Origin of the sequence: Kineococcus gypseus (genome assembly GCF_050871305.1) — a bacterium.
GTDB lineage: Bacteria > Actinomycetota > Actinomycetes > Actinomycetales > Kineococcaceae > Kineococcus > Kineococcus gypseus.
Genome location: NZ_JBJLRD010000009.1, coordinates 14,983 through 29,835, shown reverse-complemented (window position 1 = coordinate 29,835; position 14,853 = coordinate 14,983). Strand labels below are relative to the sequence as shown.

Annotated in this window: 11 protein-coding genes; 7 read left to right on the top strand and 4 right to left on the bottom strand. The window is 77.3% G+C overall.

Annotated elements, in window-relative coordinates; translation table 11 throughout:
* Window positions 1-202: 202 nt before the first annotated feature.
* The 4 genes from ACRYMN_RS04985 to ACRYMN_RS04970 all read left to right on the top strand — a co-directional run bounded on the left by ACRYMN_RS04985 (window position 203) and on the right by ACRYMN_RS04970 (window position 4,386).
* A complete protein-coding gene (locus ACRYMN_RS04985; RefSeq protein WP_432492599.1) occupies window positions 203-1,129 on the top strand; it encodes a TauD/TfdA dioxygenase family protein in 927 nt (308 codons plus the stop codon).
* Between the two features lie 110 nt (window positions 1,130-1,239).
* On the top strand, window positions 1,240-2,205 hold the full coding sequence (locus ACRYMN_RS04980; protein WP_432492597.1) for a glycine betaine ABC transporter substrate-binding protein: 966 nt from the start codon (window positions 1,240-1,242) through the stop codon (window positions 2,203-2,205).
* Window positions 2,202-3,494 (top strand): quaternary amine ABC transporter ATP-binding protein, encoded by a 1,293-nt coding sequence (locus tag ACRYMN_RS04975; RefSeq protein ID WP_432492595.1) that lies wholly within the window; start codon window positions 2,202-2,204, stop codon window positions 3,492-3,494. Before ACRYMN_RS04980 ends, ACRYMN_RS04975 begins: the two co-directional genes overlap by 4 nt.
* Before the next feature lies 1 nt (window position 3,495).
* A complete protein-coding gene (locus ACRYMN_RS04970; RefSeq protein WP_432492593.1) occupies window positions 3,496-4,386 on the top strand; it encodes an ABC transporter permease in 891 nt (296 codons plus the stop codon).
* Between the two features lie 54 nt (window positions 4,387-4,440).
* On the opposite strand, the gene ACRYMN_RS04965 is transcribed toward ACRYMN_RS04970, so the two are convergent.
* Window positions 4,441-5,514 carry an ATP-binding protein gene (locus ACRYMN_RS04965; RefSeq protein WP_432492591.1) on the bottom strand — a complete coding sequence of 358 codons (1,074 nt, stop codon included), beginning with the start codon at window positions 5,512-5,514 and terminating at the stop codon, window positions 4,441-4,443.
* Window positions 5,515-5,769: 255 nt separating this feature from the next.
* On the opposite strand from ACRYMN_RS04965, the gene ACRYMN_RS04960 reads away from it, so the two are divergent.
* The gene (locus ACRYMN_RS04960; RefSeq protein ID WP_432492589.1) at window positions 5,770-7,299 is read left to right on the top strand and encodes a flotillin family protein; all 1,530 of its coding nucleotides are present in this window, start codon (window positions 5,770-5,772) and stop codon (window positions 7,297-7,299) included.
* Window positions 7,300-7,415: 116 nt separating this feature from the next.
* Complete coding sequence (locus ACRYMN_RS04955) at window positions 7,416-8,882, top strand: hypothetical protein (RefSeq protein ID WP_432492587.1); 1,467 nt, start codon at window positions 7,416-7,418, stop codon at window positions 8,880-8,882.
* A gap of 31 nt (window positions 8,883-8,913) precedes the next feature.
* Here the strand turns inward: ACRYMN_RS04955 and ACRYMN_RS04950 are convergent, their stop codons facing one another.
* Window positions 8,914-9,537, bottom strand: a complete 624-nt coding sequence (locus ACRYMN_RS04950; RefSeq protein WP_432492585.1) for a CGNR zinc finger domain-containing protein — start codon at window positions 9,535-9,537, stop codon at window positions 8,914-8,916.
* A 159-nt stretch (window positions 9,538-9,696) separates the two neighbouring features.
* Between ACRYMN_RS04950 and ACRYMN_RS04945 the strand changes: the two genes are divergently transcribed.
* Complete coding sequence (locus ACRYMN_RS04945; protein WP_432492583.1) at window positions 9,697-10,809, top strand: epoxide hydrolase family protein; 1,113 nt, start codon at window positions 9,697-9,699, stop codon at window positions 10,807-10,809.
* An 87-nt stretch (window positions 10,810-10,896) separates the two neighbouring features.
* On the opposite strand, the gene ACRYMN_RS04940 is transcribed toward ACRYMN_RS04945, so the two are convergent.
* Window positions 10,897-13,443, bottom strand: a complete 2,547-nt coding sequence (locus ACRYMN_RS04940) for an amidase (protein ID WP_432492581.1) — start codon at window positions 13,441-13,443, stop codon at window positions 10,897-10,899.
* A gap of 118 nt (window positions 13,444-13,561) precedes the next feature.
* Window positions 13,562-14,818 carry an amidase family protein gene (locus tag ACRYMN_RS04935; RefSeq protein ID WP_432492579.1) on the bottom strand — a complete coding sequence of 419 codons (1,257 nt, stop codon included), beginning with the start codon at window positions 14,816-14,818 and terminating at the stop codon, window positions 13,562-13,564.
* Window positions 14,819-14,853 lie beyond the last annotated feature (35 nt).

Below are 14,853 nucleotides of genomic sequence, written 5' to 3'. Positions count from 1 at the left end.
GCGCTGACGAGCAGCCACCTCACCGCGCGATGGCACGTGGACCTCATGCGGTGCACCAGCGCGATCTGTCGCTGACCCCGGCCCGCACCACCCGCGGCACCACCCGCCGCACCGCGCCGCTCCCCCGGCACGCGCCCGTGGAGGGCGCACAGCCCCCAGCACCCGCCGCCCGCACGTCCCCGCGCCGTCGAACGGAACAGCCATGACCCTCAGCACCGCCGCGCCCGCCCCCGTCGCCGCCCCGCGCGCCGCCGAGCCGGCCCCCGCCCCCCTCGACCTCGAACCGCTCGACCTCGAGCCGCTCGGCCCGTCCTTCGGCGCGCGCGTCCACGGGCTCGACCTCGCGCGCGCCACCGACGCGCAGGTGCGGGCGCTGCGCACCGCCCTGGCCGAGCACAAGGTGCTCTTCCTGCCCGGCCAGCACGACCTCGACCCCGACAGCCAGGTGGCCTTCGGCCGGCGCTTCGGGGACGTGACCGAGTCGCACCCGGTGGTTCCCGGCGTGGACGAGGAGCACCCCGAGATCTACGCGCTGGACAGCGCCGAGGGCGGTTTCGCCGACGTGTGGCACACCGACGTGACGTTCGTGCGCCGCCCGCCGCTGGGGTCGGTGCTGCGCGCCGTGGTGCTGCCGCCGCTGGGCGGGGACACCCAGTGGGCCGACCTGCAGCTGGCCTACGAGTCCCTCAGCGCCCCCGTGCAGCGCCTGGCCGACCAGCTCACCGCGGTGCACGACGGGACCCGCGAGTTCGGCTACTACCTCGCCCAGCGGCAGGGCCGCGAGACGACGTGGGAGGGCGAGCGGTTCCGCGCCCTGGTGCCCGTGGAGCACCCGGTGGTGCGCGTGCACCCCGAGACCGGCCGCAAGGGCCTGTTCGTCAACCCGGGTTTCACCTCCCACATCGCCGGGGTCTCCGACGCGGAGAGCCGCTACCTGCTCGACCTCTTCTACGCGCACACCACCAAGCCGGAGCACGTCGTGCGCCACCGCTGGTCCGTGGGCGACGTGGCGATCTGGGACAACCGCTCCACCGTGCACTACGCCACCCGCGACTACGGCGACCAGCGCCGCGTCATGCACCGCATCACGCTGCGGGGCGACGAGCCCCGCGGTCCCGTGGTGGGCTGACCCGCTCCGGCCGGACCCGCGCCACCACCCCGTCACCCGCTCCCGCCCCGGGGCCCCGCAACACCGAGCGGACCCCGGGGTCGCGGGAGCACCCCGGATGAAGAGGAACCATGCGCTTCGCGCCCGCTCGACCCCGCGCCCGATCGATCCTGCTGACCACCGCCCTGGCCGCCTCGCTGGCCACCGCCGGTTGCGGCGGGGACTCCTCCACCGGCGCCTCCGGCGAGGAGGGCATCACGGTGCAGACCGCCCAGTTCAGCTGGAGCGCCGCCGCCCTGACCAACGCGATCCTCGCGCGCATCGCCGCCGACCACCCCGACCTGGGCGTGGCGGAGCTGGAGACCACCCAGCTCGACCCGGCCGCCGCGTGGGCCGGCGCCCAGCGCGGCGACGTCGACCTGCTGACGGAGGTCGCCCTGCCGAACCAGCAGGCGTTCGCCGACGAGGCGGCCGAGCAGGTCGACATCGTCTCCGAGACGTACGGCAACGCCTCCCAGGGCTGGTTCGTGCCGCGCTACGCCGTCGAGCCCGGCGGCGAGCTGGAGGGCCTGCGCAGCGTCACCCAGCTGAACGACTACGCCGAGCAGCTCGGCGGGAAGTTCTACGACGCCGACCCCGGGTACGTCACCACCGAGCAGAACACCAAGCGTCTGCAGGGGTACGGGATCGAGCTGGAGCACGTCGTGGCCGGCGAGGCGGCCGAGCTGGCGCAGCTGGAGCGCGCCTACGGCCGCGAGGAGCCGATCGTGCTGTACCTGTACCACCCGCACGCGGTCTTCGCGCAGTACGACATGGTCCAGCTGGAGGAACCCACCCCGTACACCGACGGCTGCCTGACCACCGGCGACGGCGCCTGCGCGATGCCCGCCTACAGCGCCAACATCGCCGCCAGCAAGGAGCTGCAGGAGCAGGCACCGCGCTTCACCGCGCTGCTGGAGGACTTCCGCCTGCCCCTGGAGGACGTCGAGGCCCTGCAGAAGGCCGTGGACGTCGACGGCGAGGACGTCGAGGAGGTCGCGGCCACGTGGGTGGAGGAGAACCGCTCGACGGTGGACTCGTGGGTGGCCGGGGCGTGAGCGAGGTCCCCGCGCTGCGGGCCACCGGGCTGACGAAGGTCTTCGGCGCGCGCGCCCAGGAGGCCCTGCGCCTGGCCCGCGAGGGCGTCGGGCGCGCGGAGGTCCAGCGGCGCACCGGCGCCACCGTGGCCGTCCACGACGTGAGCTTCACCGTGCAGCGCGGGGAGTTCTTCGTGGTGATGGGCCTGTCGGGCTCGGGCAAGTCGACGCTGGTGCGCCTGCTGAACCGGCTCGTCGAACCCACGGCCGGGTCCGTCGAGGTCGGCGGGCGCGACCTGGGTTCGGCCGGCGCCGCGGAGCTGCGCCACCTGCGCAACCGCGAGGTCGGCATGGTGTTCCAGCACTTCGCGCTCTTCCCGCACCGCACGGTGCGCGAGAACGCCGCCTACGGCCTGGCGGTGCGCGGCGCGAGCGCGGCCGAGCAGCGCGAGCGCACCGACTGGGCGCTGGAGACGGTGGGGTTGCTGGACCGCGCCGACGCGCTGCCCGAGCAGCTCTCCGGCGGCATGAAGCAGCGCGTCGGGCTGGCGCGCGGGCTGGCCGCCGACACCAGCGTGCTGCTCATGGACGAGCCGTTCTCCGCGCTGGACCCCCTCATCCGGCGCGACATGCAGGAACTGCTGCTGCGCCTGCAGTCCGAGCTGCGCAAGACCGTCGTGTTCATCACGCACGACCTCAACGAGGCGATGCGCCTGGGCGACCGGATCCTGCTGCTGAAGGACGGGCGCGCGGTGCAGCTGGGCACCGGCCCGCAGATCATCTCCGCGCCCGCCGACGCCTACGTCGCCGACTTCGTCTCCGACGTGGACCGCACCCGCGTGCTGACCGCCGGCGACGTCCTGCGCGAACCGCGCCTGACGGTGCGCCTGGGCGACCCGGTCGCCGACGTGCTGCGCGCCCTGGGCGCCGCGGAGGCCACCGGCGCGTACGTCCTGGACGGCGAGCGCCGCATCGTCGGCGTGGCGCTGGACGAGGCGCTGGCGCGCGCGGCCGCCGAGGGCCGCACCACCGTGCGGGCCGGGGACCTCGTGGCGCACCACGTCACCACGCCGCCGGAGCGCCCGCTCATCGACCTGCTGGCGCTGCTGGGCCGGCACCCGGTGCCGCTGGCCGTCGTGGACGAGCGCTCGCGCCTGCTGGGGGTGGTGCCGCGCGCGGCCGTCCTGGACGCCCTGGCCGCCACCCCGGCCGCGCCCCCCACCACCGTCGACCTGACCGACGGCCCGACCGGCGGACGGACCGGCGGACGGGCCGCCGGTGCGGCCCCCGCGACCTCCACGAGGAGCTGACGTGCCACGCATCCCCGTCGGGCAGTGGGTCTCCGACCTCGTCGACCGGCTCCTGCTCGTCGCGCCCTGGCTCTTCGACGGCGTCTCCGCGGCGGTGGAGGCCGTCGTGGACGCCCTGACCGCGGCGCTGAGCGCCCCGCCCGCGTGGGTGTGGGTGGTCCTGCTGGCCCTGGCGGGCCTGCTCGTGCGTGGCTGGGGCCTGGCGGTGGGCACCGCCGTGGCGCTGGGGCTGGTGCTCTCCCTGGACCTGTGGGAGGAGACGGTGCAGACCCTGTCGCTGGTGCTGGTGGCGGCCGCCGCCGCGATCGCCGTGGGCATCCCGCTGGGGGTGCTGGCCGCGCGGCACCGCGGGGTCAGCCTCGTGCTGCGCCCGGTGCTGGACTTCATGCAGACCACCCCGGTGTTCGTCTACCTGATCCCGGCGGTGTTCTTCTTCGGCGTCGGCGTGGTGCCCGGGGTGGTGGCCACGGCCGTGTTCGCGCTGGCGCCGGCGGTGCGGCTGACGGAGCTGGGCATCCGCCACGTCGACCGCGAGGTCGTCGAGGCCGCGCACGCCTTCGGCGCCCGCCCCGGGCAGGTGCTGCGCGGGGTGCAGCTGCCGATGGCGCTGCCCTCGATCATGACGGGCGTCAACCAGGTGATCATGCTGTCGCTGTCGATGGTCGTCGTCGCCGGCCTGAGCGGCGCCGCCGGCCTGGGGGCCGTCGTGGTGCGCGCGGTGACCCAGCTCGACGTGGCCACCGGCGTCGAGGGCGGCCTGGCCGTGGTGCTGCTGGCCATCCTGCTGGACCGCTTCACCGGGGCGCTGGCCGCGCGCCGCCCGGCCCGGCGCCGGCTGCCGGGCCCGGCCGCGGTGCCGGGCGGGGGGCGGCGGGGGCGGGCGCCGGGCTGACGCCCGGGCCGGGGACCGGGCCGCCGACCGGCTCGTCCCGAGGCGCTCCCGCGCTCACCCCTCGCGCGGGGCGGTGCCCGCGCCGGGCTGCAGGAGCTCGGCGACGTCCGCGGCCCACGCGGTGGCGTCCACCGCCTCGCCGGCGTCCTCGTCCGGGCGCCCGCCGCGCTCCGCGCGCGGCTCGAACCACACGGTCTTGCCCGGTCCGTCGCCCTCGGAGCGCACCTGCACGCCCCAGCCGGTGGACACCGACGCGACCAGCTGCAGGCCCCTGCCGGTGGTGGCCGAGGCGCCCGGGCGGCGCACCTGCACCGGCACGGGCGAGCTGTCGGAGACCTCCACGCGCACCCGGCCGTCCTCGCCGACGCGCACCGCCACGGAGAACGCGGTGCGCGCGTGCAGCACCGCGTTGGTCACCAGCTCCGAGACGCCCAGCTCCGCCGAGCCCTCCAGCTCCGGCGCGCCCAGCTCGGCCAGCGCCCGGCGCACGTGGCGCCGGGCGGTGCCCACGGCGCTGGCCACGGAGTCCAGCACGAGCGGGGCGCCGACCAGCCGGCCGTCCGCCGCGGCGCCCGGGCCGGGCGCGGTCGTCTCGAGGGGCGCGGGCAGCGGGGGCAGCGCGGGCTCCGGCTCCTCGGGCGCCCCGCGCTGCGAGGGCCCGTGCCAGGAACGCGGCTCGGCGCCGGCGAGCTGGGCGAGGAACTCCCCGAACACCCAGCGGCGCAGCGCCACCAGCTCCTCGGGCGCCGGCAGCGTCAGCAGCTGCTCGGAGCGGCAGAACCCGTCGGCCTCCTCCAGCACGTCCAGCAGGTCGCGCACGTACCCGGCCGAACCGGGTGCGGCGTCGTAGGCGACGTCGAGGAACTCCCGCCCGGCCGCCAGCGCCTCCTCCATCGCGCGCGTGGGCAGGGCCCGCTGGGGCGCGTAGGTGGTCTCCAGCTCACCGGCCAGCTCCAGCAGGCGCGCCGGCAGCGAGCTCGCCGGCCGCTGCCCGCTGATCCGCACCAGGGCCAGCTCGCGCAGCAGGCCCTCCACGTGCCGGCCCAGGCGCTCGCGCGAGCGCAGCGGCACCCCCAGCAGGTGCACCCGCACCGTCGCCCCGTCCCCGTCCCCGGCTCCCCCGCTCACCCCCCGACCATGGCACGGGCGGCGCGCGCCCACCGCGCGGGGCGTGCTGGTGCGGCGTGCTGGTCCGGCGTGCTGGTCCGGCGTGCCGGCGGGCGTGCCGGAGCCGCTCCCCGCGGCGGGGCGTGCCGCTAGGGTCGGAGCGGGTGCGTCGGGCAGCCCGGTCGGCGTCGTCGACCCAGCGGGCGTGCGCCGGCGCCGACGGGGCCGGAGCGGTCCCGCAGCGCGCGGCCGCGGCACGGCCGGGATCGGAGCGAGATGGACACCGCCGTCACCGCCCTCGTCGTCGTGGGGGCGCTCGTCGTCCTGGCGCTGGTGGCGCTCGTCGCCGTCAAGACGCGCTACAAGATCGCCAGCCCGTCCGAAGCGCTGATCATCGTCGGCAAGAAGGGCAAGCCGGTCACCAACCCGCAGACGGGCGAGGTGAGCACCGACCTGTCCGGGCAGAAGGTCGTCATGGGCGCGGGCGTGTTCGTCAAGCCGCTCGTGCAGCAGGCGCACCGCCTGTCGCTGTCCTCGGTGCGCATCCCCATCTCCATCCGCGGGGCGGTCTCGCGCCAGGGCATCCGCCTGAACGTCGACGGCGTGGCCATCGTCAAGGTCGGCGGCACCGAGGACCTCGTGCGCGCCGCCTCCCAGCGCTTCCTGCAGCAGCAGAAGGAGATCGAGCCCTTCACGCAGGAGGTCCTCGCCGGCAGCCTGCGCGGCGTCATCGGCACCCTGACGGTCGAGGAGATCATCCGCGACCGCGTCGCCTTCGCCCGCCAGGTGGAGGAGGAGGCCGTCACCAGCCTGAACAACCAGGGCCTGGTGCTGGACACGCTGCAGATCCAGGACGTCAGCGACGACGGCAACTACCTCAAGGACCTGGGCCGGCCCGAGGCGGCCAACGCCCGCCGCGCCGCGGAGATCGCCGAAGCCAACAACGCGCAGGAGGCGCAGCAGGCCAAGGCGCTGTCCGACGCCAAGATCGCCGAGGCCCAGCGCGACCTGGCGCTGCAGCAGGCGCAGTTCCGCGCCGACCAGGACAAGGCGGCCGCCGAGGCCGACGCCGCCGGTCGCCTGGCCGAGGCCGCCGCCCAGCAGCAGGTCCTGCAGGAGCAGGAGCGCGTCGCGCAGCGGCAGGCGGAGCTGACCGAGCGCAAGCTGGACACCGAGGTGCGCAAGCCCGCCGACGCGCGCCGCTACGAGGCCGAGCAGCAGGCGCTGGCGCAGAAGACGGCGCGCGTGCTCTCCGCCGAGGCCGAGCAGCAGGCCGCCGTCGCCGCCGCGCAGGCCGAGGCCGAGCGGGTGCGGCTGTCCGCCGAGGCCGAGGCGGCCCGGGTGCGGCTGGCCGCCCAGGCGGAGCTGCAGCGGCGCACCGCCGACGCCGACGCGGTGCGCCTGGAGGGGCAGGCGCAGGCGGAGTCGATCTCGGCCACCGGTGCGGCCAAGGCCGAGGCGCTGCGGAAGGAGGCCCAGGCGCTGAAGGAGTTCGGCGAGGCGGCGCTGACCCAGCGCGCCCTGGACGTGCTGCCGGAGCTGGCGCAGGCGCTGGCCAGCCCCATCGCGGGCATCAAGGACCTCACCGTCATCTCCAACGACGGCGCCGGGGCGCTCAGCCGCTCCGTGGGCTCCAACGTGCAGGAGACCCTGGAGGTCCTCAGGCGCACCACCGGCCTGGACGTCACCCGCCTGCTGCACGGCCTCGGCGCCGAGCAGGCCGGTGAGCGGGCCGCCCGGGCGGGCGAGCAGGTGCGCCCGCTGGACGGCAGCCGGGTGCGCTCGGCGGAGTCGGCGCCGCGGTGAGCGCGGCACCGCCCTGCGTGCAGGGGCACGGCCGGTCGGGTGGTCGTGCACCGCGCGGGGCGGTCGGGGGCCGGCAGCGCCCGGCGGGCACGGCGCGCGGCGATAACCTCCCCGGCGTGCTCGCAGCGCTCCGGTCCGCCAGGGCGCTGGGCCCGCTCCTCGTCGCCGCGCTCGCCGCGGGCGCCTTCTGGACCGCGCGCGGGGCGCTGATCGACGACTCGTACATCACCCTGACGTACGCGCGCAACGTCGCCCTGAACGGCACGTGGGGGCTGCTGAGCGACGTGCCGTCGGCGACGGCCACCTCGCCGCTGTGGGTGCTGCTGCTGGCCGGGGTCACCGCGCTGGTGCGCGAGCCGCTGTGGGCGCTGGGGGTGCTGCACGTGGCCGTGGCCGCGGCCGGCACCGCCGTGCTCGGCGCCCTGGCGCGCCGCACGGGCCTGCCGGCGTGGACCGCGCCGGCGGCCGCGGCGGCGGTGCTGGTCAACCCGCTGCTGCTCAGCGCGGTGGGCATGGAGTCCCTGCTGCTGGTCGTGCTGCTCGCCGCGCTGGCGCTGGCGGGCTCGGCCCGGCGCCCGGTCGTCTTCGGGGTGCTGGCCGGAGCGGCGTTCCTGACGCGCATGGACGCCGCCGCCTCGATCGCGGTGCTGGCGCTGCTCAGCCCCGGGGTGCTGCGCCGCCTGCACGTGGCCGTGCCGGTGGCGCTGGCCGTGGCGGCGAGCTGGATGACGTGGAGCTGGTTCCACCTGGGCACCGCCGTGCCGGACACGTTCGTCATCAAGGGCCAGCAGCACAGCTGGGGACCGTGGTCGGTCGCCAACGGGCGCGCGTGGTTCATCGAGCTGTACGGCGACGACGCCGTCGTCGCCTTCGCCCCCCTGGCGCTGGTGGTGCCCGCGCTGGTGGTGCTGGCCGTGCTGGGCCGCCGGCTGCTGCCGTGGCTGGCGCTGACGCTGGCGGGGCTGGCGCACTGGGGCACGCTGGTGCTCATCGTCGTGCCGCCCTACCACTGGTACTACGCGCCGGCGCTGGCGTCCGGGTCGATCGGCGCCGTGGCGGCGGTGGCCGCCCTCGCCCCGCGCCGCGCCGCGCACCGCCGCGGCTCGCGGGCCGCGGCGCTGCTGGGGCCGGCGGTGGTGGCCGCGGTGGTGCTCGCGCCGGCGCTGGTCGTCGACCTCGGCCGCGCCCTGCCGTGGCGGGTGGCGCCCGTGCAGACGAACTGGGCCAGCTCCGCGGCCTACGACGCCATGGGCGAGGGGCTGCGCGAGGAGCTCGACGGGGACCGGCTGCTCACCTTCGGCGAGATCGGGCACCTGGCGTACCTGTGCGACTGCGTGGTCGACGGCTTCGCCGACCCGGCGCTGGTCGAGGACGGCGTGCGCGAGGCGCTGGACGACGCCGGCTCGTGGATGCGCCCGGTGCTGGAGCTGAACTACCGCCACCGCGACTTCTCCCAGCGGCCCGTGCCGCTGGTGGGGCACCTGGCGGTGCTGCCGCCGACGGAGCGGGCGCCGTCGCCGTCGTGGCCGCTGGACCTGCTGCCCGGCGGCGGCACGGTGCACGTGGTGCGCGACCGCACCTAGCGCCGCACCCGGGGCCGCGGGCCGCTCGCGCTCAGTCCGCCCGGCGCCGGCGGTAGGTGCGCGTCTTGTGCCGGTTGCCGCACACCCCCATCGAGCACCAGCGCCCGCCGCCGCTGCGGGAGGTGTCGTGGAAGGCCCACCGGCAGTCCGGTGCAGCGCACAGCTTCAGCCGGCCCCAGCGCCCCGCGGCCACGCCGGCCGCGACGGCCTCGACGACGGCGTCCAGGCCGGGCACGCCGGTGCCGGCGCCCAGGCGCAACCGGCCGGCGGGGTCGGGCACCAGGCGCAGCGGGAAGCCGGCCAGCGCCCGGGCGGCGCGCGCGGCCGCGGCGGCGTCCCCGGAGCCGGAGCCGGAGCCGGCGCCGCCGTCGGCCTCGAGCCCGGTGGTGAGCGCCGCGCGCAGGGCGTCGCGCAGGGAGCGGGCGGCCGCCAGCTCGGCGGGACCCGGCGCCCGCTCGCCCGCGGGCAGGCCGTGCGCGCGCAGCCAGGTGTCGAGGGCCTCGGGCGAGGTGAGCTCGTCGGCGCGGGTGTGCTGCTGCCCGTGCCGGTGGAAGGTGCGCTCGTCGAGGGTGTTGAGGAACCGCTCGACGAGGTCGAGCCCACCCGCGGGAGCGCCCGCGGGCCCGGTCGGGTCGGCGGGCGCGGTCTCGAGCACGACACCACTGTACGACGTCAGTGGTGTTGACGGGTGCCGACACCGGCAATACCGTTCAACGGTGTCGATTCCCCTGGAGCACCCGACCACCTCCGGCGCCGGCACCTCGCGCGCGCCGGCCGGCCCGCCGCGGCGCCCCGGCCGGGGGGTGGTGTCCCCGTGAGGCCCCACGCCCTCGCCCGCACCGACCCGGCGGCCGTCGACGACCTGCGCGAGCGGCTGCAGCGGTACCGCCGGGTGCCGAGCGTGCAGCTCACCGGCACGCCGTCGGGCGGGCTCGGCGTGCCGGCGCCGCTGCTCGAGGCGCTGCTCGCGCGCTGGCGCGACGGGTTCGACTGGCCCGCGCAGGAGGAGCGCATCGCCGCCCTGCCGTGGTGGCGGACCGAGCGCACCGCCGTCCCCCTGCGCGCGGTCGTCGCCCCCGCGGCCGGCACCGGGCCCGCGCCGGTCGTCGTCCTGCTGCACGGCTGGCCCGACTCCGTGCTGCGCTTCGAGCGCCTCCTGCCGCTGCTGCGCGACGTGACCGTCGTGGTGCCGGCGCTGCCGGGTTACCCGTTCGCCGCGCCGGTGCCCGGCGGCGGGCTGCCGCCGGTGGCGGCGGCCGACGCCGTCGCGGACGCCCTGGCCGAGCTGGGCGTGCAGCGGTGCGTGGTCTCCGCCGGCGACGTGGGCTGCGACGTCGCCGAGGCGCTGGCCGCGCGCCACTCCGGGCTCGTCTCCGCGCTGCACCTGACCGACGTCTCGCAGCACCACTTCCTGCACGACCCGCCGCAGGACCTCGACGCCGAGGAGCGCGCGTACGCGGCCCGCGGCGCCCGCTGGCAGGCGGCCGAGGGCGCGTACATGCACGAGCAGTCCACGCGCCCGAACACCCTCGCGGTGGGCCTGGGCGACTCCCCCGCCGGGCTGGCGGCGTGGGTCGTGGAGAAGCTGCTGCGCTGGAGCGACGGCGACGGCTCGCTGACCGACGTCTTCAGCCTCGACGAGGCGCTGACGTGGGTGAGCGCGTACTGGTTCACCGGCTGCATCGGCACCTCGTTCACGCCCTACGCCGCCGGTGGCGCGAGGGGCTGGCCGCGCGTGGAGGTCCCCACGGTCGTCACGCTCTTCCCCCGCGACCTCGTCAACGCACCGCGGCGCTTCGCCGAGCGGTTCTTCGACGTGGTCGCCTGGCGCGAGCACGAGCGCGGCGGGCACTTCGCGGCGTGGGAGCGCCCGCACGACTACCTGTGGGGCGTGCGCACCGCGCTGGAGGTGGGGGGCGGGGTCTGAGGCGCGGAGCACCGCGACCGGGCGCGCCGTCCGCGCGGGCGCCGCAGGAGCGGCGTCCGCGCGGACGGCGGGGCGCGCGAGCGGGCGTCAGCGCACCGGGCGGGCGCACCACCGGTGGTCGCGCCGGTCGTGGTGGCCGTGCCCGCCGTGCCCGCGCCCGGGTGGGCAGGCCCGGCGCAGCGCCGGGGCGGTGGTGGGGGCGACGTGGCCGTCGGCGACCTGCTCGAAGGCGTAGGCCATGCCGATCAGGTCGGCGTCGGCCCACGCGCGTCCCATCAGCTGCAGGCTGACCGGGGCGCCGTTGGCGTCCACCCCCGCCGGGACGGCGACGGTCGGCACGCCGGAGCCGCCCGAGGGGGTGTCGCGGCGGCCGAAGCTCGAACGGTTCCCGCCGCCGTCGTTCAGGCTGATCTCCGAGAGCAACCCCGGGTACACCACGGCGTCGACGCCCTGCTCGTCCATCCAGGCCGCGATGTTCGCCTTGTACTGCGCCCGGTAGCCGCGCCAGGCGGCGACCTCCGCCTCGGTCATGCGCTGCTTGCCCTCGCAGAACTCCGGCGCGTAGCGGGTGTAGGGCAGCTTGTCCTGCGAGCAGACCACGTCGGCCGGGGAGTCGAACCCCAGCTCCGGGTGGGACTCCAGGTAGCGCGCCCAGCCCTCCCAGTTGGCGTCCACCGCCGGCCGCTGCGGGGCCACGGGGCCCTCGGCGAGCTCGACGACCTCCGCGCCCGCGGTGCGGAGGTGCTCCAGCGCGCCCCGGGTCGCCTCGATCGTGGTCGTGGTGCCGTACGGGTCCTCCCAGGCTGCGGGCAGCAGGCCGATGCGCTTGCCGCGCAGCGCCCCGGCGTCCAGCACGCTGCGCCAGTCCTGCGGGCGGTGGGCGTCGGCCTCGGCGGTCTCGGGGTTCTGCGGGTCGGTTCCGGAGGTGACGTTGAGCAGGTCGGCGAGGTCGGGGACGGAGCGCGCCATGCCGCCGGCGTAGTCCTGCAGCCACACCAGCGGCATCACGCCACGGTCGGACTGCATGCCGTCGGTGCCGCGCAGGGTCACGAGGCTGGCCGCGGTGGCCGGGGCGTACAGCGAGTCCCCGGTCTGCGAGCCCAGGGCCGCCGCCGCCATGCTGGTGGCGGTGGCCACGGCGGACCCGCCGGAGGAGGCCAGCGCCGAGCGGGAGGGCTCGAAGGCGTTCCACACGGTGCCGTAGGCGCTGTCGGAGTACGACCCGGACGTGGCGTACTCCTCCATGCTGGCCTTGCCGATGACGACGGCCCCGGCCTCGCGCAGCTTCGCGACCTGGTACGCGTCCTCGGCGGGACGGAACCCCTCGAACGTCAGGGAGCCGTTGGTGGTGGGCATGTCCTTCGTGTCGTACAGGTCCTTCACCGCGACGGGGATGCCCAGCAGCGCACCGTCCTCGCCGGCCGCGCGGCGGGAGTCCGCGGCCGCCGCCTGCTCCAGGGCGTCGGCGGCGACGGTGGTGTAGGCGTTGAACGCGAACTGGCCCTCGTCGTAGGCGGCGATGCGGTCCAGGTACGCCCGGGTGATCTGCACGGAGGTGGTGCGCCCGGCCCGCAGGTCCGCGCGCAGCTCGGCGATCGTCTTGTCGACCACGTCGTAGGGGGACGTGGTCACCGCGGCGGGCTCGCGCGGGGCCGGCGGCTGCGGCACCCGTGCGGCGCCGCGCCCGCGGCAGTGCCCCGGGCGCGCTCCGGCGGCCGCCGGGGAGAGGTCCTCGAAGTTGGTGATCGAGCAGACCTGCGCGCGCGAGAGCCCCTCGAGCACCGGCTCGGCGGCCAGCTCCGCCGCCGCGGCGCCCACCTCGTCGAGCTCGGCGCCGAGCGTGTCGGGGGTGACGGGCTCACCGACGACGAGGAAGTGCAGCAGCGAGGCGCTGGCGCCGGGGGCGAGGGTCAGGGTGTGCACGTAGGCGGGGAAGTTCGCCGCGTGCCCCTCGGTGCCCATCGGCTGCGAGAACGTGTCGCGCAGCCAGTTCCCGGTGCGCGTGAAGGAGCCGGTGACGGTGGCGGTGGGCCCGCCGGTGGTGGCACCGGCCTCGGTGCCGCTGGCGGAGGCGGTCCACACGTCGTCCGCGGCCACCGCGGCGTCCCCGCTGGAGGTGGTCACGACCCGGCTCGCGGTGGTACCGGTGGCGCCGTACCCGGTCTGCCCGCCGAAGGCGACCTGCACGGTCAGCGCACCGCGGGTGGTGTTGGTGAAGGTGTCCAGCCAGCGGCCGGAACCCCGCTCGCGCAGGACGTCGACGGTGCGCGAGACGCGCACCCCGCCGAGGTCCACCGACCGAGTGCTCTCGAACCGGCCGGTCCCGCGCTCGACGAGGCCGAAACCGCGCAGCAGTTCGCCGTCGAAGCGGTGCCGGCGCCCGGAGTCGACGCTGACCCGGATGCCGCCGTAGCCGTTGAGCATCGTGGAGTACGGCGCTTCGACGCCGGTGCCGGTCTGGGTGGCCCGGACGCTGCCCGTGTCCGTCCCCGGGGGCGCGGAGTCCTGGATGCCCCAGGACGTGCCGTCGGCGTCGGTGACGTAGGTGAAGGCGCTGGCGGTGCCGGCGGGGACGACCAGCGCGGCGGTCGCCAGGGGCGCGGCGATCAGCGCCGTCAGGCGCGACCTGTTCATCGGGGTGAGCTCCTGCCCTCGGGGACACGGGTGGCACGGGCTCGGCCGTGCCCCGCGCACCATCCTCTCCCTGTGTTTCTCCTGTGTTTCCTCGCCGTCACGTCGGGCGACCGGTCGGTCAGCGCGGGTCCGCGGGGAGCAGCTCCAGCAGGGCGCGGTCGGCGCCCGCGGGCGCGGCCACGGCCAGCCCGACGGGCAGGGCACCGACGCGGGGCGCGGGCAGGGCGAGCACCGGCACGCCCGCCAGGGACCCCAGCGACGTCAGCGTCAGGGTCGCGGCGCGCGCCGCCTCCAGCTCGCCGGCCGCGGCGTCGGCGCGCGGGGCGGGGCCGGCGGTGGCGGGCAGGCACAGCAGCCCCGCCTCGTCGCCGTCCCCGGCGAGCAGGCCGGCCAGCCACTCCCGCCGCGCGGCCAGCACGGCGCGCGCGGCGGCCTCCTCGTGCGCGCCGACGTCGCGCCCGGCGCGGAAGCGGGCCGCCACGGGCGCGGAGAGCGCACCGGGGTGGGCCTCGACGAAACCCCCGTGCGCGCGCCACGCCTCGGCCGCCTGCACGGTGCGGAACGCCGCGGTCCACGCGGCGGCGTCCGCGGGCGCGACGGGCTCGTCGAGCTCGCGCAGGGGCAGGCCGGTGCGCCGGGCGAGGTCGCGGGCGGCGGCCTCGACGGCGCGGGCGGTGGCCGGCCCGGCGAGCGCGGTCAGGGCGGGCAGGTGCAGCAGCGCGGCCGGGCGCGGTGCCGCCCCGGCGGGCAGCAGCGCGCCGGCGGCGGCGCGCAGGTGCGCGGCGTCGCGCGCGAGCACCCCGACGGTGTCGAAGGAGGGCGCCAGGGGCAGCACCCCGGCGGTGGGCACCGCCCCGTGCGTGGGGCGCAGCGCGTGCAGGCCGCACCACGAGGCGGGCACGCGCAGGGAGCCGGCCGTGTCCGTGCCCAGGCCGACGTCGGCCCGGCCGGCGGCGACCGCGGAGGCCGGGCCGCTGGTGGAACCGCCGGGCAGGTGGCCGGGGGCGGCCGGGTTCGGCGGGGTGCCGTGGTGGGCGTTGGCGCCCATGAGCGAGAACGCCAGCTCGTCGGTCTGCGCGATGCCCACCACGTCGGCGCCGGCGTCGAGCAGGAACTGCAGCGCGGCGGCGTGGCGGGGCTGCACGGCGGCGCGCTCGCACCAGGTGGGCACCCCGGCGCCGGTGCGGTGGCCGGCGACGGCCAGGACGTCCTTGACGGCCACGCGCACCCCGGTGAGCGGGCCGCCGGCGCGCCCGCGCACGAGGGGCTCGCCGGCGGGCGGCACCCGCCAGGTCGCCGACGGGGCGGCGGGGCCGTCCGGGGCGTCGGGGCCCGCGGGGGCGGCGGGCGGGTGGCGCGGGGGCTCGAGCGTCACGGCGGCTCCTGGCGTCCGGTGCTCCGCAGGGGGTT